The 22,000-nt window shown below is 62.3% G+C and carries 22 protein-coding genes; 12 read left to right on the top strand and 10 right to left on the bottom strand.

Annotation, left to right across the window (positions count from 1 at the left end):
• Positions 1-168 precede the first annotated feature (168 nt).
• Positions 169-1,566: a DUF2235 domain-containing protein gene (locus DTX69_RS09310; protein WP_119301258.1), complete on the top strand. Its 1,398-nt coding sequence runs from the start codon at positions 169-171 to the stop codon at positions 1,564-1,566.
• On the opposite strand, the gene DTX69_RS09305 is transcribed toward DTX69_RS09310, so the two are convergent.
• Positions 1,563-2,081, bottom strand: coding sequence for a peptidylprolyl isomerase (locus DTX69_RS09305; protein ID WP_119301257.1), 519 nt, complete (start codon positions 2,079-2,081; stop codon positions 1,563-1,565). The genes DTX69_RS09310 and DTX69_RS09305 overlap by 4 nt on opposite strands.
• 43 nt (positions 2,082-2,124) lie before the next feature.
• Here DTX69_RS09305 and DTX69_RS09300 point away from each other — a divergent pair, with 43 nt between their 5' ends.
• The 5 genes from DTX69_RS09300 to DTX69_RS09280 all read left to right on the top strand — a co-directional run bounded on the left by DTX69_RS09300 (position 2,125) and on the right by DTX69_RS09280 (position 6,952).
• On the top strand, positions 2,125-2,553 hold the full coding sequence (locus tag DTX69_RS09300) for a RidA family protein (RefSeq protein WP_119301256.1): 429 nt from the start codon (positions 2,125-2,127) through the stop codon (positions 2,551-2,553).
• Between the two features lies 1 nt (position 2,554).
• Positions 2,555-3,346, top strand: a complete 792-nt coding sequence (locus DTX69_RS09295; RefSeq protein WP_119301255.1) for a nucleotidyltransferase domain-containing protein — start codon at positions 2,555-2,557, stop codon at positions 3,344-3,346.
• Between the two features lie 87 nt (positions 3,347-3,433).
• Positions 3,434-4,258, top strand: a complete 825-nt coding sequence (locus DTX69_RS09290; protein WP_119301254.1) for an aspartyl/asparaginyl beta-hydroxylase domain-containing protein — start codon at positions 3,434-3,436, stop codon at positions 4,256-4,258.
• A 6-nt stretch (positions 4,259-4,264) separates the two neighbouring features.
• On the top strand, positions 4,265-5,041 hold the full coding sequence (locus DTX69_RS09285; protein WP_119301253.1) for an SDR family NAD(P)-dependent oxidoreductase: 777 nt from the start codon (positions 4,265-4,267) through the stop codon (positions 5,039-5,041).
• A gap of 144 nt (positions 5,042-5,185) precedes the next feature.
• On the top strand, positions 5,186-6,952 hold the full coding sequence (locus tag DTX69_RS09280; protein WP_284735656.1) for a methyl-accepting chemotaxis protein: 1,767 nt from the start codon (positions 5,186-5,188) through the stop codon (positions 6,950-6,952).
• On the opposite strand, the gene DTX69_RS09275 is transcribed toward DTX69_RS09280, so the two are convergent.
• Genes DTX69_RS09275 through DTX69_RS09265 form a run of 3 tightly spaced genes read right to left on the bottom strand, consistent with a single transcriptional unit; the run spans position 6,949 to position 10,041 of the window.
• Positions 6,949-7,779, bottom strand: coding sequence for a carbohydrate ABC transporter permease (locus DTX69_RS09275; RefSeq protein ID WP_119301252.1), 831 nt, complete (start codon positions 7,777-7,779; stop codon positions 6,949-6,951). The genes DTX69_RS09280 and DTX69_RS09275 overlap by 4 nt on opposite strands.
• Positions 7,776-8,747, bottom strand: a complete 972-nt coding sequence (locus DTX69_RS09270) for a carbohydrate ABC transporter permease (protein ID WP_322090883.1) — start codon at positions 8,745-8,747, stop codon at positions 7,776-7,778. The genes DTX69_RS09275 and DTX69_RS09270 overlap by 4 nt, the downstream gene beginning before the upstream one ends.
• A gap of 13 nt (positions 8,748-8,760) precedes the next feature.
• The gene (locus DTX69_RS09265) at positions 8,761-10,041 is read right to left on the bottom strand and encodes an ABC transporter substrate-binding protein (protein ID WP_119301251.1); all 1,281 of its coding nucleotides are present in this window, start codon (positions 10,039-10,041) and stop codon (positions 8,761-8,763) included.
• Positions 10,042-10,256: 215 nt separating this feature from the next.
• Between DTX69_RS09265 and DTX69_RS09260 the strand changes: the two genes are divergently transcribed.
• Positions 10,257-10,493: a ParB N-terminal domain-containing protein gene (locus tag DTX69_RS09260; protein WP_284735655.1), complete on the top strand. Its 237-nt coding sequence runs from the start codon at positions 10,257-10,259 to the stop codon at positions 10,491-10,493.
• 4 nt (positions 10,494-10,497) lie between these two features.
• On the opposite strand, the gene DTX69_RS09255 is transcribed toward DTX69_RS09260, so the two are convergent.
• From DTX69_RS09255 to DTX69_RS09235, 5 genes are all read right to left on the bottom strand, one after another.
• Positions 10,498-11,301, bottom strand: a complete 804-nt coding sequence (locus DTX69_RS09255) for a hypothetical protein (RefSeq protein ID WP_119301249.1) — start codon at positions 11,299-11,301, stop codon at positions 10,498-10,500.
• Positions 11,302-11,441: 140 nt separating this feature from the next.
• Positions 11,442-12,332, bottom strand: a complete 891-nt coding sequence (locus tag DTX69_RS09250; protein ID WP_119301248.1) for a protein-methionine-sulfoxide reductase heme-binding subunit MsrQ — start codon at positions 12,330-12,332, stop codon at positions 11,442-11,444.
• Between the two features lie 190 nt (positions 12,333-12,522).
• Positions 12,523-12,768, bottom strand: a complete 246-nt coding sequence (locus DTX69_RS30070) for a DUF1127 domain-containing protein (RefSeq protein WP_162917032.1) — start codon at positions 12,766-12,768, stop codon at positions 12,523-12,525.
• Positions 12,769-13,044: 276 nt separating this feature from the next.
• Entirely contained in the window at positions 13,045-14,034 is a 990-nt protein-coding gene (locus DTX69_RS09240) for a sugar-binding protein (RefSeq protein WP_119301246.1), read from the bottom strand.
• Positions 14,035-14,102: 68 nt separating this feature from the next.
• Positions 14,103-15,083 carry an NAD-dependent epimerase/dehydratase family protein gene (locus tag DTX69_RS09235; protein ID WP_119301245.1) on the bottom strand — a complete coding sequence of 327 codons (981 nt, stop codon included), beginning with the start codon at positions 15,081-15,083 and terminating at the stop codon, positions 14,103-14,105.
• Positions 15,084-15,336: 253 nt separating this feature from the next.
• Here DTX69_RS09235 and DTX69_RS09230 point away from each other — a divergent pair, with 253 nt between their 5' ends.
• The 5 genes from DTX69_RS09230 (at position 15,337) to DTX69_RS09210 (ending at position 20,868) form a co-directional block, all read left to right on the top strand.
• The gene (locus tag DTX69_RS09230; protein ID WP_119301244.1) at positions 15,337-16,077 is read left to right on the top strand and encodes an ATP-binding cassette domain-containing protein; all 741 of its coding nucleotides are present in this window, start codon (positions 15,337-15,339) and stop codon (positions 16,075-16,077) included.
• A gap of 3 nt (positions 16,078-16,080) precedes the next feature.
• Positions 16,081-17,079, top strand: a complete 999-nt coding sequence (locus DTX69_RS09225) for an ABC transporter permease (protein WP_119301243.1) — start codon at positions 16,081-16,083, stop codon at positions 17,077-17,079.
• 219 nt (positions 17,080-17,298) lie between these two features.
• Positions 17,299-18,252: a sugar-binding protein gene (locus DTX69_RS09220; protein ID WP_119301242.1), complete on the top strand. Its 954-nt coding sequence runs from the start codon at positions 17,299-17,301 to the stop codon at positions 18,250-18,252.
• A gap of 13 nt (positions 18,253-18,265) precedes the next feature.
• On the top strand, positions 18,266-19,894 hold the full coding sequence (locus tag DTX69_RS09215; protein ID WP_284735654.1) for a sugar ABC transporter ATP-binding protein: 1,629 nt from the start codon (positions 18,266-18,268) through the stop codon (positions 19,892-19,894).
• 5 nt (positions 19,895-19,899) lie between these two features.
• Positions 19,900-20,868: an ABC transporter permease gene (locus tag DTX69_RS09210; protein ID WP_284735653.1), complete on the top strand. Its 969-nt coding sequence runs from the start codon at positions 19,900-19,902 to the stop codon at positions 20,866-20,868.
• 4 nt (positions 20,869-20,872) lie between these two features.
• Here the strand turns inward: DTX69_RS09210 and DTX69_RS09205 are convergent, their stop codons facing one another.
• Entirely contained in the window at positions 20,873-21,988 is a 1,116-nt protein-coding gene (locus DTX69_RS09205; RefSeq protein ID WP_119301241.1) for an ABC transporter ATP-binding protein, read from the bottom strand.
• Positions 21,989-22,000 lie beyond the last annotated feature (12 nt).

Genomic DNA, 22,000 nt, shown 5'->3' with positions numbered 1-22,000 from the left:
GCTCTCTTTATCCCTTGCTCTGACGAGGGCTCGCTTGTTGCTCACCCCGCCCGCCTTCAGCTAGGCCCTGAAGGCGGGCGGGAGCGTTTTTGGGATTGGGTACACCATTTCCACAGGTCAGCAATTTATAGTAGACTAGCGACCTGACCTCCGTTACGCGAGGGGGACATGTCCCGGAACTTCGTCATCTATTCCGACGGCACCGGACAGCGCGGCGGTGTGCTGTTCGATGAGCGCCGCAGCAACATCTACAAACTCTACCGCGCGACGCGATGCGGCCCTGACTGCTCGGTCGATCCCAAGGAGCAATACGCGTTCTACGATCCCGGCATCGGCACCAGCAAAGGCGCGCGCGGCCTCCTCGGCACGGCCTGGGACTTCATCTACAACCTGATCTGCCAGGCAACCGGTCTCGGCCTCACCGGCAATATCATCGATTGCTACGCGGCATTGGTCCGCAATTGGCGGCCCGATGATCGCATCTTCCTCTTCGGCTTCAGCCGCGGCGCCTACACGGTGCGCTGCCTCGGCGCCGTGATCGCGCTGTGTGGCATCCCCACGATGGATGGCGACCAGCCCCTCAAGCGCGACATGAAGACATCCAAGCGCATCGCGAAGCAGGCCGTGAAGCGCGTCTACCAGCACACTCACTCCTGGGAGCAGGACGAAATCACGCCGCGTCAGAAGGAACAATTGGATCAGCGGCGTGAGCTGGCCGAGCGCTTCCGGGCGAAATACCGCTCCAACTCCGCCGATGGCAGTGGTGCCAATGTCTACCCGCACTTCATTGGCGTGTTTGACACCGTCGCCGCGATCAGCAACATGACGCTGGCAACCATCGTGCTCGGGATCGCTGCGCTCGCCATCAACTTCAGCGCGGTCCTCGGTGTAGCGGGCTGGTTCGGTTGGGACTTCGGCTGGCCGAGCCTGCTCGGCATCTCCATCGGCGTCATCGTCGCTCTCGCCATTCTCGGCAACCTACTCTACCGCGTGCGCTGGGAAATCGGCCTTCGCCACAGTCGATGGTGGCGGCCCTTTCATCTGCTGAAATGGCGGATGCGGTTCTACGACAAGACTCTCAATCCGAAGGTCCAATACGCTCGCCATGCCTTGGCGATCGACGAGCGGCGGAAGGACTTCAACCGGGTGAAATGGGGCACGCCCGGCGACAATCCGGAGCGGCCCACGGACGGACCTGAATGGTTCCAGCAGATCTGGTTTTCCGGATGTCACTCCGATATCGGCGGCAGCTATCTGGAAGAGGAATCACGCCTCTCCGACATTCCTCTCAAATGGATGCTCGAGGCTGCCGAGAGCGCCGGACTGAAATATGATCCCGCTGTCCTGAAGCTCTATCCTGACGCGCTTGGAATGCAGCATGACGAAACCAGGGGCATTCCGTTCAAGTGGTTTGCAAAGATCGACCGCGAGATACCGGTCGATGCGCCCCTACATGCATCGGTGTTCCAGCGGTTCGCGGCCAAAGACGTGCAGCTCTACGATGTGTTCGGCCCCTACCGGCCGGAAGCACTGCGCCGTCACAGCGCTACCGGCGAATTCTATTAGACCGGCAACACAGCGGCGCGTCTGATCGCGATCTCGTTCTTCAAATACTCTGTCTCCTCCGCCCGCGCGAAGATGCGCTCCACCACGTCGAAGCCTTGCGCCACGTCCCCGAACGCCGCGAATCCCTGGCCGTCCGGATGGCGCGCGCCGCCGAAATCCAGCGCCGGTTCGTCGCGTAGGCAGATGAAGAAGGAATGATAGACCGCGCCCGGCGCGAAGCGCGCCAGCGACACCGTTCCCTTCAGGTGTCTCAGTCCCGTCATGACTGTCGCCTCGTGCGGAATCATGGGAGGCAGATCCTCGCGCTTGTGCTTGAGGCCGCCCTGGACGACCTCGATCTTCCGGGCCTCCTCGGCATTCTGATTCGCCACCGTGACGATGCGGAAGAAGCTGCTGTCGTCATAGCGGCCGACCCGCACGGCCGACAGGAAATACACCGCGCTGGCCGGCGCCTGCGCTTCAAAGACCTCGATGTCGATCTCCCCCAAGGCCGTTTCAATTCTGACGCGACTCATGTCCAATGCACCAGGCCTCAACCCAAGAGAACGGGAGCACGAAATGGCATTGGGCTTCAATCCGCCCGGAATCTGGGCACCGAATGGCCGCGCCTTTTCCCAGGGCGTGGTCGCGCCCGCCGGACGCACGGTCTATGTGACGGGTCAGGTCGCCTGGGATGAGCATTCCAATGTCGTCGGAGTGGGTGACGTGCGCGCCCAGATGGTGAAGAGTATCGAGAACATCGAGGCGATCCTGCGCGAGGTCGGCGGCACCCTCGACGACATCGTCTCCATGACCATCTATTTCCTGGACCGCGCCCACCTGCCCATCATCCAGGAGGTTCGTTCGCGGTATTTTAAAGGCGGCACGGCGCCGGCCAGTATTCTGATCCAGGTCTCAGGGCTGGTGTTCCCGGAGCTCCTGATCGAGCTGGTTCCGGTTGCGGTTGTCCCGCCCGACCGCTACCGGGCGCCACGGCCGGGCGCATGACATGGCCCATCCCGCCATTCCCAGAGATCGCTGGGCGGAAGCGCAGCGTCGTCTCGACCTGATCGAGCGCGCGCATGGCTGCCGCATCCTGTTCGCCGTGGAATCCGGCAGTCGCGCTTGGGGCTTTCCGTCGCCCGACAGCGACTACGACGTACGCTTCGTCTATGCCATGCCGGCCGATTGGTATCTCAGCGTCTACCCTGGCCGCGATGTGATCGAGACGCCGATCGAGGACGGCATGGACGTCAGCGGCTGGGACATTCGCAAGGCCCTGCATCTCGTTCTCAAATCGAACGCGGTCATTTCGGAATGGATGGAATCGCCGATCATCTATCGGCGCGAGGCCGCTGCGCTGAAGCGGCTGCGCACCTTCGCCGATCGCATGTTGAATCCGCGTGCCTTGACCTACCACTACCTGCATCTGGCGCGGCGCCAGGCGGCGGCGAAGCTCGCGCGCGATCGGATCGCCCTCAAGCGCTACTTCTACGCCCTGCGGCCGGCGCTCGCGCTGCGCTTCTTGCGCCTGCGAAGCGGTCGCCGCCCGCCCATGCATCTTCAGGCCCTGATCGACGGCACAGACCCTCCCGCCGCCACGATCAAGATCATCGGGCGATTGGTGGCCGCCAAGAGCCGGATACGGGAAATGGGTTCCGGGCCGCGCATTCCGGCTCTCGACCGGCTGATCGCAGTCGAGATCGCGGCAGCGACCGAGGCAGCCGGCGAGGCTCCGGGCCGTCTCCCGGCGGACATGGACGCAGCAGACAGGCTGTTCCGCAGCGTGATTGCCCACTGACGGCGCACCCGCGACACGATCGGCCCTTGCGCCCCCTGAGCTCTGCCCCTTATGAATCCGCGCACCAGATCGGGATAACGGGGGCAAATGGCAGGGGCAACGGCAACACGCGGGAGCGAGGGTAAATCGCCCTGGAAGGCCTGGCGGCGCGCGCGGGTCAAGATGCTCGGAATTGGCATCCTGAAGCTGTTGGCCAAGCTGTATGGCCGGCAGTCGCTGGTCCCGAACGTCGCGTTCATTCCCAATGAGCACTTCCCCTTCCTCGACAAGCTGGAGGCGAACTGGAAGGATATCAGGGCCGAGCTTGATGTCCTCCTACAGGACCGGGAGAGCATCCCCTTCTTTGACAAGATCTCGCCCGACCAGGCGCGCATTTCGCATTCACAGAAATGGCGTGCCTACTTCCTGTGGGGCCTGGGCGAGGAGTTGACCAGTAACACGGCACGCTGTCCGAAGACCGCGGCGCTGTTGCGCACGGTGCCGGGATTGCGCTCCGCCTGGTTTTCGATCCTGGCACCGAACTACCGGATCAAGCCTCATCGCGGGATCACCAAAGGGGTGCTGCGCTCGCATCTCGGCCTCATTGTTCCACAAAATTGGCGGCGATGCCGCATGGTGGTAGACGATCAGACCGTCCGCTGGCGCGAAGGCAAGTGCTTCGTGTTCGATGATTCGCGTACACACCACGTCTCCAATCACACCGACGAGGAGCGCATCATCCTGCTGTTCGACTTCGACCGGCCGATGCGGTGGCCTTCCAGCGCGCTCAATCGCCTCATGATGTCGCTGATGAAGCGCACCGCCTATTTCAAGGATGCCCGCCGCAACCTGAAGAAGCACGACCGTGCGCAGATGACCGATGCGGCGCGCGACCAGGCGCTCGCCGACGCCATGCAGCGTATTGCGGACTAGGGCGCGTTGGCTGAGACCGGCAGGCCGATCACCCTCATCACCGGCGCTTCGTCGGGCATTGGAGCCGCGCTGGCCAAGCGGCTCGCGCGGCATGGCGATCATGTGATCCTGGTGGCGCGGCGCCTGCGGCTGTTGCAGGACGTGGCCGATGAGATCACGAAGGCAGGCGGAAGCAGCGAAATATCGGTCTGCGACGTGACGATCGGCGAGGCCGCGCGGACCTGCGTGACCGAAACCCTGCGCAAGCACGGCCGCATCGACCGCTTGATCCTCAATGCCGGAGGCGGCGGCCGCGCCCTGCCGGAGAACCTGACCAGCGAGGAAATCCGCGCTGTGCTTGAGCTCAACCTGTTCGGTGTGGTGAATTTCATCGAGGCGGCGCTGCCGACGTTACTGCAGCAAAGCCGCGGCCAGATCGTTGCCGTGGGCAGCATCGCCGGCTACCGCGGGCTACCGCGCGCCGCCTCCTACGGCGCCGCCAAGGCCGCGCTGATGAACTACATGGAGAGCCTGCGTATCGACCTGGCGCCGAAGGGAATCTCGGTGACCCTGGCCGCGCCCGGCTTCGTCGTCACCAAAGATACCAAGAAGCAGCGTGCCAAGCCTATGGCGATGCAGCTCGACCGCGCAGCCGACATTCTCACTCGGTCGATCCTGAAGAAGAAACGATACGTGGCATTTCCCTGGCCATTGGTCTGGCTCGCGCATGTCATGCGCTTGCTTCCTGCGGGCCTCTACGATCGCTTGATCCGCCGCCTCGACAGGAATTCGCCCGGTTCCTAGGAATTTCAAACGAACGATCGGCGCTCGCAGGCAGATAGCTAACAATTCGATCACCCGGACGCGAGCGAGAGCAGAACGCGCTACGTCGATTGAACTATATCCTGAAGGATAGATCGGACGATTTACTAACCACATCGCGCGACTGTGCAACACCTCATTAATGAATCACTCGCACTGTCCACTCCCGCGCGCACGCCCGGTGTACGCATAAGACTCGGAGAGCTGGCGATGCTTACCAATACCAAAATCTTTGTCAGGTTGGCGGTCCTAGTGGCTGCGCTTCTCACCCTGATGACTGGCGTAGCCATCGTCGGACTCATCGGCCTATCGGACATCAAGCACGGACTACAGTCCGTCTATCTGGATCGAGTCGTTCCGTTGAAGAACCTTTCCAAGATCACCGATGACTATTATCGCGTGCGGATTCTTGTCATTGAGTCAGTAAACTCCACCGACACAAGCGCCATTGCCCAAAACAAAGAGCAGATCGACCAGCTCGTCTCTGCGGCGCGGGAAACTTGGGGCGCGTATCTCCAGACCTACCTGACATCGGACGAGAAAGCGCTCGCGAACGACGCCGATGCCGCCTTCAAGACCTACGACGGCGTGCGCGAGCGTGTGCTTGGTACGCTCGTTTCTGGCGATTTCACCGGTGGAAGAGATCTCGCCAAGAAAGAGGGGGGACCAGCTCTCGCAGCGGTCATGAAGAAGGTCCAGGACCTGACAGCCCTTCAAGTCAGGGCCGCCGAAGAGGAATATGGCAAGGCACAGGACTCCTACTCCTTTAATCGCATGTTTCTGATTGGTGGTCTGATCATCGCCGCCCTGCTGGGTGCCGGGATTGCCACCCTAATCGCCCGATCCGTCACCGTGCCGCTGCGTCGCATCATCGACGTGATGGCTGCGCTCACCGCCGGCAATCTCGCCGTCGAAGTCAAAGGAAGCGATCGCAAGGATGAAGTGGGAGAAGTCGCCAAGGCCGTCCTGGTCTTCAAGGATGGGCTGGTCGAGGCAGAGCGTCTCCGCCAAGAGCAGGAAGACTCCAAGAAGCGCGCCGAGGTGGAACGTAGGCAGATGATGCACGACTTGGCCGATCGTTTCGAGGCGAGCGTCGGCGGCGTCCTCAATAGTGTGACCGGCGCCGCCACTGAACTGCAGGTAACTGCCGAATCGATGTCGGCCACCGCCGAGGAAACGACCCGCCAATCTTCGGCGGTCTCCGCGGCGGCGGAGCAGACGACGCAAAACGTGCAGACGGTCGCTTCCGCCACCGAGGAGCTGTCGACCTCAATCCGCGAAATCAACGGCCGCGTCAACGAATCCAATCGCATCGTCAGCGAAGCCGTCACGCAGGCAAACGACACGAATGGTAAGGTCCAAGGCTTGGCCGACGCCGCCAAGAAGATTGGCGAAGTGGTGAGCCTGATCAACGACATCGCGGGCCAGACCAACCTACTCGCGCTCAATGCAACGATCGAGGCGGCGCGCGCCGGGGAAGCCGGCAAGGGCTTCGCGGTCGTCGCTTCCGAGGTCAAGGCGCTGGCGAACCAGACCGCACGCGCGACCGAGGAAATCGCCAACCAGGTCGGCGCCATCCAGGACGCCACTGACAGCTCGGCACAGGCGATCCAATCGATCACGAGCACGATCCACCGGGTCAACGAGATTGCGACGACGATTGCGGCGGCAGTGGAGCAGCAGGGCGCGGCGACGCAGGAGATTTCTCGCAACGTGCAGCAGGCCGCGACCGGAACGACCGAAGTCGCGTCCAATATCGTCAACGTCTCGCAAGCCGCACAGGATACCGGCGCAGCCGCGGCCCAGGTCTTGTCCTCCGCGGGCGAGCTGGCGCGCAACGGCACCGTCCTCAAGGATCAGGTCGACACCTTCCTGCGCCAGGTGCGCGGCTAGCCCTTCACGGCGCCGGCTGTCAGGCCGGAGATGATGTAGCGCTGGAGTACCAGCACCAGGACGATGAGCGGCACCGTGACGATGACGCAGGCCGCCATCACCTTGCCCCAGGGCAGCTCATAGGCAGTGGCCCCTGAGATCAAGGCGATGGCAACCGGCACGGTCCGCTGCTCGGTGGACAGCGTGAAGGTCAGCGCGAACATGAACTCGTTCCATGCCAGGATGAAAGCCAGCAGCCCGGTTGCCGAAAGCGCTGGCCCCATGATCGGCAGGAACACCCGGGTCAGGATCCGCCAGTCGTTGGCGCCGTCGACAATCGCCGCCTGCTCCAGTTCGCGCGGCATTTCGCGCATGAAGGTCGTCAGCACCCAGGTCACAAACGGCAGCGTGAGGATCAGGTTGGCGAGCACCAGTCCCGACAGCGTGTCATAGAGGCCTATGGCGCGAATCAGCTCGAACAGGCCGGACAGCACCGCGATCTGCGGGAACATGGAGACGCTGAGAATGATCATCAGCATCGAAGTCCGCCCGCGGAAGCGGATGCGACCGAGCGCATAGGCGGAAGTCACCGAGAGGAACAGCGAGATGCCGGTCGCCACCACCGCGACGACCAGCGAATTGATGATATTGCGCGCGAACGGCTGCTCCTCGAACAAGGCGACATAGTTCGCAACTGTGGGGTTGCTTGGCCAGAACTCGACCTGGAACAGGCTGGTGCCGGTCTTCAATGAAGAGACGATCGCCCAGTAGAATGGGAACACCGCATAGAAGATGATTCCAGCGATCAGCAGATAGAAGGCGAGCCTGCCGAGGCGCTTGCGGATCATCGCCGTTCTCCCGTCGCGCTGACATTGACCCGGCCGACGGTGATGACGATCGCCGTGGCGATCGCGACGATGAGGAACAGGGATGTCGCCGCCGCCGAACCGTATCCCACGTCCTGGAAGTCGACCAGCTGCTGCCTGGCATAGACCGACATGGTGGTGGTCGCCGGATTGTTGCCCGTGAGCACGTAGATCACATCGAATACCCGCATGGCATCGAGGCCGCGGAAGATGACCGCGACCAGCAAGGCCGGCCGGATCAGCGGCAAGGTCACGCGCAGGAACATCCGGATCGGTGGCACGCCATCGACCTTGCCTGCTTGATAAATCTCCTTCGGCAGCACCTGCAATGCCGCAAGGATGAGCAACGTCATAAAGGGCGTCGCCTTCCAGACATCGACGGCGACCACGGCGGCGAAGGCGAGCCTCGGCTCGGCCAACCAGGCCCACGGCGCATCGATCAGCCCGAGCTTCAGCAACGCCGCATTCACCACGCCATAGAGGTCGTGCAGCATCCAGCCCCACATCTTCGCGGAGATCACCGTCGGGATGGCCCAGGGAATGAGCACGGCCGCCCGCAGCAATCCGCGCCCCGGCATGTGCGCGTTCAATGTGAGCGCGATCGCCAGTCCGAATAGTGTCTCGAGGCCGACGGACGTAACGGTGAACAGCAAGGTGGTCCAGACTGCCTGCCACCAGAGCGGATCCTCGAACAACGCGATGTAGTTGGCGAACCCGATGGCAGCCCAGCTTTCCAGGTCCGAGAGATAGGCATCGGTGAAGCTGAAGGCGATGGTGCGCGCCAACGGCCAAGCCGCCACGAGCGCGACCGCCGCCAGCATCGGCGCCACAAACAGCCACGCAACCCGCGTGCGCTGTTGCTCCAGCGTCCGGCCGACCCTGCCGGACATCGACCCGGGCATGGCGCTGACCAGATTCCGCGCCGCCGAATGCGGCTGCGCTGCCGGCATTACAGGACGATTCCTACCACTTGCCGCCGCGGCTCAACCGCTCCAGCTCCTTGTTCAGGTCCACCAGAACAGCCGACGCCGTTCTTTGGCCGGATAGCGTGCCATGCACCGTGCGGACGAAGGCGCTGGACACCTGATTATAGCGCCGCCCCGTCACCGTCGACGGCCGCGGCACGGCGCTTTCGACGATCGGCAGGAAGTCTTCGTAGAAGGGATTGGCGGTAAGCAGCTCCGTGTCCGAATAGAGGCTTCGCAGAGTCGGATTGAACGAGCCTTCCAACGCACGCCGCTTCTGTTCCTGCGCCGAGGTCAGATAGCGCACCAGGTCCGCCGCCTCCTCCGGATGCGCCGAATAGCTCGATACCGCAAGGTTCTGGCCACCCAGGGCGGAGGCATTGCGCGCATCCGGCCCCTCGCCGTGCGGCAAGACTGCGACGCCGACCTTGCCCTTGACCGGGCTGTCGTCGGCGTTGGCCAGCGCCCAGGCATAGGGCCAGTTGCGCATGAAGACCGCATTGCCGGACTGGAACACGCCGCGCGATTCCTCTTCCGAATAGGAGAGCACGCCCTTGGGCGAGATGGTGCCGATCCAGTTCTTCGCCATGTCCAGCGCCTGCGCCGCTTGCGGATTGTCGATGGTAACCTCTCCGTCCGCATTGACGATGCTGCCGCCGCCATAGCTCGCGATCCACTCCAGCGCGTTGCAGGTCAGGCCCTCATAGGCGCGGCCCTGCCACACATAACCCTGCAGTCCCGATTTGCCCGCCTGCTTCTCGCCTTCCATGATGGCCTTGGCCGTATCGGTGAGCTCGGTCCAGGTCTTGGGAACCTCCTTGCCGTACTTCTCCAGCAGGTCCTTGCGGTAATAGAGCAGGCCGGCATCCATGAACCATGGAACGGCCACCAGCTTGCCATCGACGGTGTTGTTATCGACCAGGACCTTGAAATGATCGCTGCGATCCTGCTCCGACAGCATGGCGGTAAGATCCATGAGATGCGGCGCCAGAATGGCCGGCCAGATCACGTCGATCTGGAACACATCGATATCCTTGGCCTGCGCCGCCAGCATGGTCTGGTAGAGCGCCAACCGTTCATTGGCATCGGCGGGTGTCGAGACCAGCTTGACCTTGTTGCCGGTCGCCTTGGCCCAGGCGTCGCTGCTCGATTTGCAGAGCTGTTGCTCGATGCCGAGCGAACTGCAGGAGATCGAGATCGTCACTTCCGCGCGTGCGTTCGCGCTGAGACCGGCATTGACGACGAGGATGGCTGCCGCAACGGCGAAGATACGGAGCATCTTGGTCCTCCCAGATCTTGTGGTCGATACCCTCCCCCAGTGGTCGTTAAATGCAGCGCGTCACGCGCTGTTCCGCGCCCTCAGCGGAATATTTGCCATTATTGCTCGATATCGGGGAAATCCAAGGAGTAATTCGACCTTGACCAGTGGCAATCCCGCGGGCCAGGCTCGCTACCTTGCTACAGCGATCAGGGCCCACGCGACCGATGAAGCCGGTGACCATCAAGATCGAAGAGATTTATGTACCTCAGGCGCTTCGCAAGCCGGTCGATCCGGCGAAAGTGACCGCGCTGGCCGAGAGCATCGCGGACAAGGGGCAGGAAGCGCCGATCCTGGTGCGGTCGGACAAGGCCCGCTATGTACTGGTCAGCGGCCTGCACCGCATCGAGGCCTGCAAGGCGCTGGGCGAGACCACGATCATAGCCAACGTTGTGCAGGCGCGGAAGTTTTGATCCTTTAGACGATCAACCAGCCGATCGCCAGGATTGCGACCAGTCCAAAAGCGAGAACAGCGGGCCGCAGCCAGAACGGCTGTTCCATCACCACGCCTTCCCACTCCTGCACCGGGCGATCGATATTGCGTAGAGTCGCAGCCGCGCGCCGGATGCCGGCAGGGTTGAGATTTGACCCCAGGCTCGACAATTGCAGGGCACTGGTTTCAAGGCCGAGCTGTGATCGCGGGATCGCGTGGCTTTCGGCTGCCTCGCCCAGCCTTGCCAAGAGCGTGCCGGACGGCACCTCACGGTCGCGCAGCAGCAGATACTCGCCGGCGCCAGTACGCGACGCGATCCCATCATAGGCGTCGTTGAGCACGACTTGATCGAACGCCGCCTGCAAATTGGCACGCGTTTCCGGCGAAGCCGCCATCTCATCCGTCAGGATCGCCGCATTCACCCGCATCAGGTCCAGCCGCTCGCCCGCCTGCTGAGCGGCGCTTTCCACCAGCAGCATGAATTCATGGCCCGATGCCAGAGGGGGCTTGTCCGGCTTGCGCACCGCCGCGCGCAGTGCTTCGGGCAGGTTGGCGGCCAGCATCAGCCACCACTTGCCCTCGCCTTTCGCAGGTCGCGCGGTCACGAAGAATGGTTGCGGCGCGACGGCGCCGGTCTGCAGGTCGGCCGTGATGATGCCGAGCTCCTCGCCCGCCGTCACTTTCACGATGCAGCGCCGAAACCAGGCCCGCTGCGCCGGCGTGACAAAATCGATGAAGGCGCGGTTCGCAATGTGCCGCAACTCCATGCCCAGGTGCTGCATGGTCATGCCACGCGCATCGTGGATGCGGGTTCCCTTGTCGATCAGGGCTGAAACGTCCCAGGTTTCCTACATGGCCGGTCGAGATTCTGCTTTGGGATTGCCAGCAAAGCGCAGGTCAAATTAAGGAAACGTTAGGGCAGTCGTCCTCAGGCCGCCGCGACCTGCCGCCGGCCTCCCGAACGCCTGCTCCAGAGTGGCTGCAATGCCGCACCTACCGCGACTGCCAGACCGGCGCCGCCGACTACCGAGGCAGGCCGCAGGCCGATTCCCGTCATCCAGTTGGTTGCTAAAATTCGCGTCAAATCGGCTCCGGTCTTGAGGTAATAGTAAATCGCCTCCGCACCGGCCGCTGCAGCGGCCGAGACGACAGCCAACAAGACCAGGACAACGACGGACTGAATCCCACCTTGCAGCCGGCCGCGTCGCGCCAGCAAGCGCCACAGCATCAGCCACAAGTACAGCCCGCCCATGATGAAGGGCTCGGTCACGTCCGCCTTGGATTGGATGAAGAAGTGCACGACCGCGAGTACGCCCGCCGCGTAGACCAGGCGATGCAAGGCTGCCCATTTCTTGCCGCCCATGCGCCGCACCATGCCATCGGTGGAGGTGGCGGCCAGCGCCAGCAGGATCAGTAAGCCGACGAAACCGATCGCCAGGTAGTAACGCAGCGCAATCTCGCGCGCGACCACGTCGAACTGCAGAGACTTGTCGAGCGCAAAGAACAGAAAGTGCGCCAGGGCGTAGCAGAACGCCGCCACGCCGATCATGCGCCGTACCAGGATCAGCTTCGGCAGACCAAGCGACTGGCGGAACGGCGTCACCGCCAGCGTGACGAAGAGCAGCCGAATCGCCCAGTCGCCGAGATCATGATTCGCAAGGATGTAGGGCCGCGCATAGCCCCCGATCGCCAATTGCCACGCCACATAGACCCCTGGCAAGAGCAACAGCGCGAACACCAGTGCTTTGAACGTGGAAACCCGCCCCGACCGGTCGAGCCAGGGAATGTAGGAACTGAGCCGCGCCGCTGCCTGGGCCATGGAAGGCAATTTTGTCCGCTCGTGAATTGGGACATCGATATAACAAGCAACTTAGCCTGTCGACCGACGTCCACAATTCACGGCAGCGTGTACGTATACTCCTATTCCGACAGGCACCCTAAGCGCCTGTCATATATGCGGATTCTAACATGCCGGCTTTGCATCATATCGATGCACACGGCCGGGCTCCTCAAATATCCCATCCATTGCGGACAATGTGCGGGATGTGCTCCCGCCGGATTCCAATGTCGCGTAGTTGATGATCGCTCAGTTCCTGCAGCAGCTTTTCGTCGGCATGCCTCGTCCAGGCGCGCCGCAGTGTGCGCACCAGTGCGCGCGGAAATGCCAACAAGAAATCACCGGTCCAGCCAAGCGAAGCTTCGCTCTGCGCCTGCAACTGGAAGCAATCTGATCTGCGTGAAATCATTTGTGACATGACCGACTCCCTAAAACCTGTCGCTGTTCTCTCACTTCCTTGCACGTGTTGAGTTCTACCGCAGCCCAGTGACAAGAATTGGCAGTAGCCTTTCGCCGACCAACCACATGGATTCGCGCTCATTCTTTCGAGGTGAAGCATGTCGAGAGCGGTCGCGCTCTGGAATCGCATGCGAGCAAGACCGTGCGCCACGCGGACAACATCGCATCCAATTGTTTGAAGCAAAAAAAGGGGCGCCTGTTTCCAGGCGCCCCTCGTTGCAGATTTGTATCCGCCTTACTTCTGAATGCAGGTATCGACCGTGTCCTTGGTGCATTCGTCGAGGCCCGTGAATACCGGGTCTTCTACCTTCTTGCCTTCGATCAGATCGATCATGACCGATGGCGCCTTGTAGCCCATTTCGAACGGCCGTTGGCCGACCAGGGCTGTCACCAGACCTTCGCGGGCGATCGCGACTTCGTCACCGATCGTGTCCGCGGCGGAGATGACGAAATCGCCGCTGGCGATGCGATCCGCGTACGGCTTGAACAGGTCGCGGTACGGCTGCGGTGCGCCGAACAGCGGCCAGCCACCTTCGACCGCGAAGGCGTCGAGTTTCGGATTGGCGGCCAGAATGTCGGTCATCGCTTGTACGCCCTTGGCGCCATCGTCGTTGGTGAAGACCGGGCAACCTGCCACTTCCGTCCATCCGCCTTCGCCCTTCAGCGCCGGCAGCCCTTGCTGGCCGCTGAGCGCGTCACGAGTGCCTTGCGCACGACGCAGGATGTTGTCTGCACCAGGATTGCCCTGGATCGTGCAGACGGTTCCGCCATTCGGCTTGTGCTTCTTGATGTATTCGCCGATGCGATAGCCCATCAGGTAGTTGTCGGTGCCGAGATATGTCAGACGCAGCGCCGAATCCTCCTTCGCGAGGTCAGCATCGAGCGTCATTACCGGCACCGACGGATTGGCGGTCTTGATGGTCTGCGCGATCAGCTTGGCATTGGAGGGCGAAATGGCAATTGCCGCCGTCGTCGCCTTGCCGAGCATATCTTGGACGATCTGCGCCTCGCCCGCCTCGTCAGAGGTCGATGCTGGGCCGGTATAGAAGCACTCGTATTCGGAGTTTGCGTTCTCCTTGTTCCATTTCTGGCAGCCTTGGTTGATTGCCTCGAAGAACGGATTGTCGAGGCCCTTCACCACGATGACGAGCTGCTTCTTGGCCAGCGCCGGTCCGGCGCTCAACGCCAGAGCCGCTGCGGCTATGAGTAAGGATAGCTTTTTCATTCATTCCTCCCGCTGATGCACACTTTCCTTTCGTTGAACACACGGGCACGCTGTGCCCGCCATACAAATCAACCCGGATACCAGACCCTACGCGGGTCGTCCTTCGAACGCTGGTAGGTCCAGGCCGAGTCGATCAGCATCTCCAAGTCATAATCCGGCTTCCAACCGAGCAGGTACTTCGCCTTGCTGTTGTCCATCCAGTTCGAGTGGTACCGGCTCGGGATCTCGACGGAGTTGAGCCCGCGGGTGCGACGCAGATACGCGGCCACTTCGCCGTAATCGACCGGCCGGTCCATGCATACATTGAAAAGCTGCCGCTCCGCGCGCGGATTGTCGATCGCCGCCACGATGGCGGAGACCAGATCGTCGACATGAACGAAATTCCTCTTGAGAGGTCGTCCGTCGGCATCGCTCAAGAGCGGAACGGTACCGTCCTTGGCATAGCGTCTTGCGTCCTCCGCCGGCACCATTGTCTTCCAGTCGGGCCCGCCGAACACGTCGTCGCCGAATGACAACGAGTATTTGAAGTCATCCTTCTCCATGATCCAAGGCGCGCGCAGGCAGCATCCGTTGAGACCGTACTGGATTCCGAACTGTTCCAGCATCACTTCTTCGAGAACTTTGGACAGCGCATAGCAACCGGGATAGGCCATGTGCGGCGCGTCCTCGGTGATTGGTCCGTCATGCCGATAGTAGAAGTGGCCGACGCCCGCATCGCCGCCAATCAGGATGAACTGCCGGGCCGCCGCGCTGAGGCGAAACCCCTCAAGCAACCAGAACAGGCCCTTTACCGTAACGTCCATGACGTCGAGGGGCGTTTCCTTGCAGGTGGCGAGGTGCACGACGTGCGTGACGCCGGCCAACGCGTCATTGACGACGGCGCGGTCGGCGATCGTGCCGCGCGCAATTTCGACGCGTTCATGCGCTCCCCAGGTGCGGGTGTGACAGAGCGCACGAATGCGAGCCGCGGAGAATCGCGGGTCCTCGAGCAGGCGAGCTATCAGGTTCCGCCCAACCTTTCCCGTCGCGCCGGTAACGAGGATCAGCATCTGCCCCTCCCGCGGCTAGCTAATATCGGAGCGATGCAGGCGTCAACGATTTTGTCCTACAAAATGGATCGTTGAGGTCTTTGAGGGGCTTGATTCTTCAGACAATAGATTGACGCCCCGAATGGTGTTTGCATAAATTCACCGCAGCTTTCCGCCCGTCAGGGATGGGCAAGAGTGCATCGCAGCAAAAACCGCGTTCACGGTTCAGGCGAGACCGGCAACAACGAACGACGCGGAACGGGAGGCAGGACGGGTGGCACTTCTCGAACTCGCTAGTATCTCGAAACATTTCGGCGCGATCCAGGCCGTGAACGACGTGTCGCTATCGCTCGAAGCCGGCGAAGTGACGGGTCTCATGGGGGACAATGGCGCCGGCAAGTCGACCCTGGTCAAGATGATTGCCGGCAATTTCCGGCCCAGTCACGGCGCGATGCGGTTGGAAGGAACCGAGCTTGTCATGCATCGCCCGGTGGATGCGCGGCGGCATGGGATCGAGATCGTCCACCAGGATCTGGCACTGTGCGACAACCTGACGGCGGCGGCGAACGTATTTCTGGGGCGCGAGCTGCGCGTCGGCGTCGGGCCCTTCAGAATCCTCGACTATGCCTCGATGTACAAGCGCGCCGGCCAGATCTTTGCAGAACTCAAGTCCGAGACGCGGCCGCGCGATCTGGTCAAGCAGATGTCGGGCGGCCAGCGCCAGGCGGTCGCCATTGCCCGCACCATGCTGTCCAAGGCCAAGATCGTGTTGATGGACGAGCCAACGGCCGCGATCTCCGTCCGCCAGGTGGCCGAGGTGCTGAACCTCATCCGTCACCTGCGCGATCAAGGGCTCGCGGTTGTGCTCATCAGCCACCGCATGCCGGACGTTTTCTCGGTCGCAGACCGCGTCATCGTCATGCGCCGCGGGCGCAAGGTCGCCGACAAGAAGATCGCAGACAGCTCACCCGAGGAAGTCACCGGCCTCATCACCGGCGCAATTGAGCGGGCATAACCCATGACAACCACCCTTGACCAGACGATTGAGCAGAAGCAGCACACCTGGCTGACGTCGATCACCAGCAACCAGACCTTCTGGGTCGTGATCGCCGTCATTCTGGCCTGCATCTTCCTGTCCTTTGCCACGGAATCGTTCGCGACCAGCAAAAACCTCTACAACATCACACGGAACGTCACGTTCGTCGCCATTATTGCCCTTGGCATGACATTGGTGATCATCACCGGCGGCATCGATTTATCGGTTGGATCCGTCCTATGTCTGTGCAGCATGGTGCTCGCCGTCACCATGAATGCCGGCTACAGCCTCGAGATCGGCATTCTGGCCTCGCTCGGCACGGCCATTATCGTCGGCCTGTTCAACGGGATCCTCATAGCCTATCTCGGATTTCCACCTTTTGTCGTGACGCTCGGCATGCTCTCCCTCGCGCGCAGCCTGGCGATGGTTGCCTCGAACAACACCGTGGTTTTCCAGTTCGGGCCGGACCACGACTTGCTGCTCGCGCTGGGTGGTGGCGCGTGGCTGTTCGGCATCGCCAACCCGGTCCTTTACATGATTGCGCTGGCGCTGCTGACCGGTTTCGTTCTGCGCTGGACCAGGTTCGGCCGCCATGTCTTTGCCATCGGCGGCAATGAGCACGCGGCGACCCTGACCGGTGTCCCCGTCCGCCCGATCAAGGTTGCGGTCTACGTCATCTCGGCCTTGTCGGCGGGCATCGCGGGCATCATCCAAACCGGCTGGCTTGGCGCAGTCACGACCAACATCGGTGCCGGCATGGAGTTGCAGGTGATCGCCGCCGCGGTCATCGGCGGCGCCAATCTCGCCGGCGGCGTTGGCACCGCCTTCGGCGCTCTCGTGGGTGCGGCCCTGATCGAGGTCATTCGGAACAGCCTGGGCCTCCTGGGCATCAACGCCTTCTGGCAAGGGACTTTCATCGGCGGCGCCATCATCCTGGCAGTTCTGTTCGATCGCATCCGCAACCTGCGCCAAAGCCAATAGCACTCGCGCATCGACCGCGCTTTATCATTTTGTCACGTGCGCATTACGCATCTTTTTGAGGTGTGGTTGTGCAGTTGGCGTAATCATTGCTGCTTTCGTTGACGCCCCCCGCCTATCTCGCGTATTGAGATATTGTCAGACAAATGAGCTGACCAAGATCGGCGGCGAAAATGTCCGATCGCTGCTGCAAACGCACTTTGGTACGCGTGGGAGGAAACGATGAAGCGACTTTTTCTGGCTGGTGCCGCCGTGGCGCTGGCGATGAGCATCGGCATTGCCGCTGAGGCTGCCGACAAGAAGACCTTGGCCTTTGTGGTCAACGGAGCATCCGACTTCTGGAAGGCGGCGGAAGCCGGCGTTGCGAAGGCGCAAGAGGAACTGCCCAACTACGAACTGGTGTTCAAGTATCCAGAAACCGCATCTGCCGCGGTGCAGCAGCGTCTGATGGATGACTTGGTGGCGGCGGGTGTCGCCGGCATCATGGTCAGCCCGGACGATCCGAAGCACTCGACGGAGGCGCTCAATCGCATTGCCAGCCAGGCGGCCTTGTTCACCACCGACAGCGACGCGCCCGATTCCAACCGCATCGCCTATATCGGCAGCTCCAACATCGATGCCGGCGTGCAGGCGGGCGAACTGATGAAGAAGGCGCTGCCGGACGGCGGCAAGTGCATCATGTTCGTCGGCATCCTGGCCAACGACAACGCCCGCGAGCGCGTCGAAGGCATCAAGGAGGCCATCGGCGGCACCAAGATCGAGATCCTGGATATCCGCGAGGACGACATCGACATGGCGCGCGCCAAGCGCAATGTCGAGGACGCCTTGGCCGCCAATCCCGATATCGACTGCCTGGCCGGGCTCTACTCCTACAACACGCCGCGGATCTACGAGGTGGTGAAGAATTCCGGCCAGCTCGGCAAGATCAAGATCATCGCCTTTGACGAGGACCCGGTGACCCTGGGCGGCGTCAAGGAAGGCACCATCGTCGGCACGGTGGTGCAGCAGCCCTATCAGTGGGGCTATGAAGGCATGAAGATGATGGCCAAGTACCTGGAAGGCGACAAGAGCTTCATTCCAGAGAACAAGCTGATCATCGTGCCCACCAAGATCATCGACCAGTCCAATGTCGATGCATTCTGGGAAGAGCTGAAGAAGCAGCAGGGCCGAAGCTGATAGGGACGGACCGATGGAGGGGGAGCCGGCGCGGTGCTATGATCGCGCCGGCTTCATCGCTCCTCGCACCGACGACCGGCACATGTCAGCATTGCAAGCGGCTTCGGCCGCGCCGTTTCTCGACCTGATCGATATCGGCAAGACCTATCCCGGGGTCGTTGCCCTCTCCGCCGTCAACCTGTCGGTCGCGCCGGGGGAGGTCATCGGCCTGGTCGGCGAGAACGGCGCCGGCAAGTCCACCTTGATGAAGATCCTGGGCGGCGTGACGGCACCGAGCGAGGGCACCATCCGCATAGACGCGGCAGAGCACGCCGCGATGAGCGTCAAGGATGCGACCAAGGCCGGCATCGCGTTCGTCCACCAGGAGCTCAACCTGTTCGACAATCTGGACGTTGCCGCCAACGTCTTCATCGGGCGTGAGCCGCGCTTTGGGGGGCTGCTCAACCTGATCGACACGCGAGCACTGCACGAAAAGGTGACGCCTCTGCTGCGCCGGCTGGGCGCCGATTTCGGCCCCGCCACACCGGTCGCAATCCTGTCCCTGGCGCAGCGCCAGCTGGTGGAGATCGCCAAGGCGCTGTCGCTCGACGCACGCCTCGTGATCATGGACGAGCCGACCTCCAGCTTGACCGCCAGCGAGACCGCGCGCCTGCTGGACGTGATCGCCGACCTCAAGAAGAACCATGTGAGCGTCATTTTCATTTCGCACCGCCTGCAGGAGGTGGAGCGCTGCGCCGATCGCGTCATCGTGCTGCGCGACGGCAAGGTGGTCGGCCGGCTCGATCGCGCGCAGATCCAGCACGATGCGATGATCCGCCTGATGATCGGGCGCGATCTGAAGTCGCTCTACATCCCGCCCGCCGCGCCGCCGCGGGAAGTCGCGCTCGATCTTGCCGAGGTCCGCACCGCCGCCTTTCCATCGCAGTCGGTCACGCTTGGCTTGCGCGGAGGTGAGATCCTGGGGCTGGCCGGCCTGGTCGGCTCCGGACGCACGGAGCTGGCCCGGGCGATTTTCGGCATCGACCGGCGCCTGGGCGGCCAGATCAAGCTACTCGGCCAGGTTCTGGAGATCGCCGAACCGCGCAACGCCATCCACCGCGGCCTCTATCTCATCCCCGAGGACCGCAAGCAGAGCGGCCTGGTGCTGGATTTCTCCGTCGCGGAGAACATCTCGCTGGCGAATCTGCCGGCCTATGCCCGGGCTTCTCTCGTGCAGGACAATGCCGAAACCCGCAATGCCGAGCAGCAGAAGGCCAAGCTCAAGATCAAGGTGCCGTCGGTCGCTACCCGGACCTCTTCGCTCTCCGGCGGCAACCAGCAGAAGGTCGTCCTCGCCAAGTGGCTCAGCATGAGCCCGAAGGTCATCATCTTCGACGAGCCGACGCGCGGCATCGATGTCGGCGCGAAGGGCGAGATCTACGAGCTGATGCGCGCCCTTGCCGATGCCGGCGTGGCGATCCTGATGATCTCCAGCGACATGGAAGAGGTGATCGGGGTCAGCGACCGGATCGCCGTCATGCATGAGGGGCGCATCAGCGGCATCCTGGAGCGCAACGAGTTCAGTGAGGATCGCGTCCTGCAGCTCGCCATCGGCAAGAGCCTGCGGGAGCCGCCGGCGATGAAACTGGCGATGGGAGGATAAATCCGATGATGTTCAAGAAGGACCTATCGCTTCTCGTCCTCATCCTGGTGGTGGGAACGATCGTGGCCATCATCAATCCTCGCTTTCTCTCGCCCATCAACATCGCGAACACAGCCAACCTGATCGGTTTGTTCGGCATGTTCTCCATCGGCATGGGTTTCGTGATCATTACCGGCGGCATTGAGCTGTCGGTCGGCTCCATGTTTGCGCTGCTCGGCGTGATCTTCATCGACCTCCTGGTCAATTACGAGATGAACTGGCCGTTGGCCATGCTGCTGATGGTTCTGGCCGGCACTGCGCTTGGCTGGCTGCATGGCTATCTGGTCACCGAAATGCGGCTGCAGCCTTTCGTCGTGACTCTGTGCGGCCTGCTGATCTACCGCGGCATCGCCCGCTATTACACTAATGACGGAACGGCCGGCTTCGCCTTCGGCATGAATTTTCCAGCGCTGGAGTGGCTGACCACGGGTCGCGCCTTCGGCCTCATCCCGCACAGCTTCATCGTCTTCATCCTGCTCGCCCTTGTCATGGGAATCGTCCTGCACAAGTCGGTGTTCGGACGGTATCTGTTTGCGGTCGGCAAGAATGAGGAAGCGGCGCGCTATTCTGGCATCCGTACCCATCGCATCATCACGGCGGCTTACGTGATCTCCGGCGCCTTGTGCGGCCTGTCGGCGATCTATCTCGCCATGTATACCCGCTCGATCTCGCCGGCTTCCCACGGCAGTTTCTACGAGCTCTACGCGATCGCGGCCGCGGTGCTCGGCGGCTGTTCGCTGCGTGGCGGCGAAGGCTCGGTGCTCGGCATCGTGCTCGGCGCCATACTGCTGCAAGTGCTGCAGAACCTGGTCAACCTGCTTGGTATTCCTTCGTCGCTCAATTTCGCGGTGATCGGCGGGGTGATCCTGATCGGCGTACTGGCCGATCAGCAGATCGTCCGCCGGCGCGCACAGCTCAAGCTGGCGAAGACGTAGAGGGCTACCCCTCCGCCCCTTCCAGCACCAGCAGATCCTCGCGCGCGAAGCTCACGGTCACCTGCATTCCACGCGCGGGCGGGGTGGTGTTGGGATTATTGAAAGTATCGAGCGAGACCGCGTTCTCCTTAAATCGCACGCGGATGCGCACGACGGAGCCGAGGAAGCTCACCTCCTCGATCGTGCCCACCATGCGGTTGCGCGGGCCGCTTTCCCGGCCGAAAGCACTGGCGATCTTGGCGGCCTCCTGTAGCTCGCTCTGATGCAGGCTTGCCGCTTCGGGGCGCAACGCCGCGGAACAAGCTTCACCAGCCTGCAGGTGCGCGATGCGCTTGGAGGCGAAGAGCTCCTGCCCGTCAATGACGATCTTGCCGGCAGCGGGATCGACCACCTTGCCCTTCAGGATGTTGAGCGTGCCGACGAAGGAGGCGACGAAACGGGTTCTGGGGTGATTGTAGATCTCGAACGGCGTGCCGATCTGCTCCACCCGTCCCTCGTTCATCACCACGATGCGGTCGGACATGGAGAGCGCTTCTTCCTGGTCGTGCGTCACATAGATGGTGGTGATGCCGAGGCTGCGCTGCAGCGACCGGATCTCCTCGCGCAGCGAGACACGGATCTTGGCATCCAGCGCCGACAGGGGTTCATCCAGCAGCAAGACTTGGGGCTTGATGGCGAGGGCGCGGGCCAGCGCCACGCGCTGCTGCTGACCGCCGGAGAGCTGGTAGGGATAGCGCCCGCCGAGATGCGGCAGCTTGATGATGTTCAGCATCTCCTCGACCCGCGCCTTGATCTCGCTCGACGGCTTGTTGGCGATCTTGAGGCCGAAGGCGACGTTGTCCGCCACCGTCATATTGGGGAACAATGCGTAGGATTGGAACACCATGCCGACATTGCGCTGGTTGGGCCTGAGGCGCGTGATGTCTCTGCCGTCGATACGGATTGCGCCGGCGGTTGGCACCTCGAAGCCTGCCACCATGCGCAGCGTCGTGGTCTTGCCGCAACCGGATGGCCCCAGGAAGGAAACAAATTCGCCGCGTTCCACGTCCAGGTCGAACTTGTGCACGACCGTGTTCGGCCCATAGTTCTTGCGCACGTCGCTCAGATCCAGGAACGCCATTCTTACTTCCCC

The organism is Dongia deserti (genome assembly GCF_003574735.1).
Taxonomy (GTDB): domain Bacteria; phylum Pseudomonadota; class Alphaproteobacteria; order Dongiales; family Dongiaceae; genus Dongia_A; species Dongia_A deserti.
This window is presented reverse-complemented; position numbering and strand designations above follow the sequence as displayed.

Coding starts and splice junctions, on each gene's coding strand:
- DTX69_RS09310 (WP_119301258.1), top strand. CDS start 169: ATGTCCCGGAACTTCGTCATCTATTCCGACGGCACCGGACAGCGCGGC.
- DTX69_RS09305 (WP_119301257.1), bottom strand. CDS start 2,081: ATGAGTCGCGTCAGAATTGAAACGGCCTTGGGGGAGATCGACATCGAG.
- DTX69_RS09300 (WP_119301256.1), top strand. CDS start 2,125: ATGGCATTGGGCTTCAATCCGCCCGGAATCTGGGCACCGAATGGCCGC.
- DTX69_RS09295 (WP_119301255.1), top strand. CDS start 2,555: ATGGCCCATCCCGCCATTCCCAGAGATCGCTGGGCGGAAGCGCAGCGT.
- DTX69_RS09290 (WP_119301254.1), top strand. CDS start 3,434: ATGGCAGGGGCAACGGCAACACGCGGGAGCGAGGGTAAATCGCCCTGG.
- DTX69_RS09275 (WP_119301252.1), bottom strand. CDS start 7,779: ATGATCCGCAAGCGCCTCGGCAGGCTCGCCTTCTATCTGCTGATCGCT.
- DTX69_RS09270 (WP_322090883.1), bottom strand. CDS start 8,747: ATGCCGGCAGCGCAGCCGCATTCGGCGGCGCGGAATCTGGTCAGCGCC.
- DTX69_RS09265 (WP_119301251.1), bottom strand. CDS start 10,041: ATGCTCCGTATCTTCGCCGTTGCGGCAGCCATCCTCGTCGTCAATGCC.
- DTX69_RS09255 (WP_119301249.1), bottom strand. CDS start 11,301: ATGACCATGCAGCACCTGGGCATGGAGTTGCGGCACATTGCGAACCGC.
- DTX69_RS09250 (WP_119301248.1), bottom strand. CDS start 12,332: ATGGCCCAGGCAGCGGCGCGGCTCAGTTCCTACATTCCCTGGCTCGAC.
- DTX69_RS30070 (WP_162917032.1), bottom strand. CDS start 12,768: ATGTCACAAATGATTTCACGCAGATCAGATTGCTTCCAGTTGCAGGCG.
- DTX69_RS09240 (WP_119301246.1), bottom strand. CDS start 14,034: ATGAAAAAGCTATCCTTACTCATAGCCGCAGCGGCTCTGGCGTTGAGC.
- DTX69_RS09235 (WP_119301245.1), bottom strand. CDS start 15,083: ATGCTGATCCTCGTTACCGGCGCGACGGGAAAGGTTGGGCGGAACCTG.
- DTX69_RS09225 (WP_119301243.1), top strand. CDS start 16,081: ATGACAACCACCCTTGACCAGACGATTGAGCAGAAGCAGCACACCTGG.
- DTX69_RS09220 (WP_119301242.1), top strand. CDS start 17,299: ATGAAGCGACTTTTTCTGGCTGGTGCCGCCGTGGCGCTGGCGATGAGC.
- DTX69_RS09215 (WP_284735654.1), top strand. CDS start 18,266: ATGGAGGGGGAGCCGGCGCGGTGCTATGATCGCGCCGGCTTCATCGCT.
- DTX69_RS09210 (WP_284735653.1), top strand. CDS start 19,900: ATGATGTTCAAGAAGGACCTATCGCTTCTCGTCCTCATCCTGGTGGTG.
- DTX69_RS09205 (WP_119301241.1), bottom strand. CDS start 21,988: ATGGCGTTCCTGGATCTGAGCGACGTGCGCAAGAACTATGGGCCGAAC.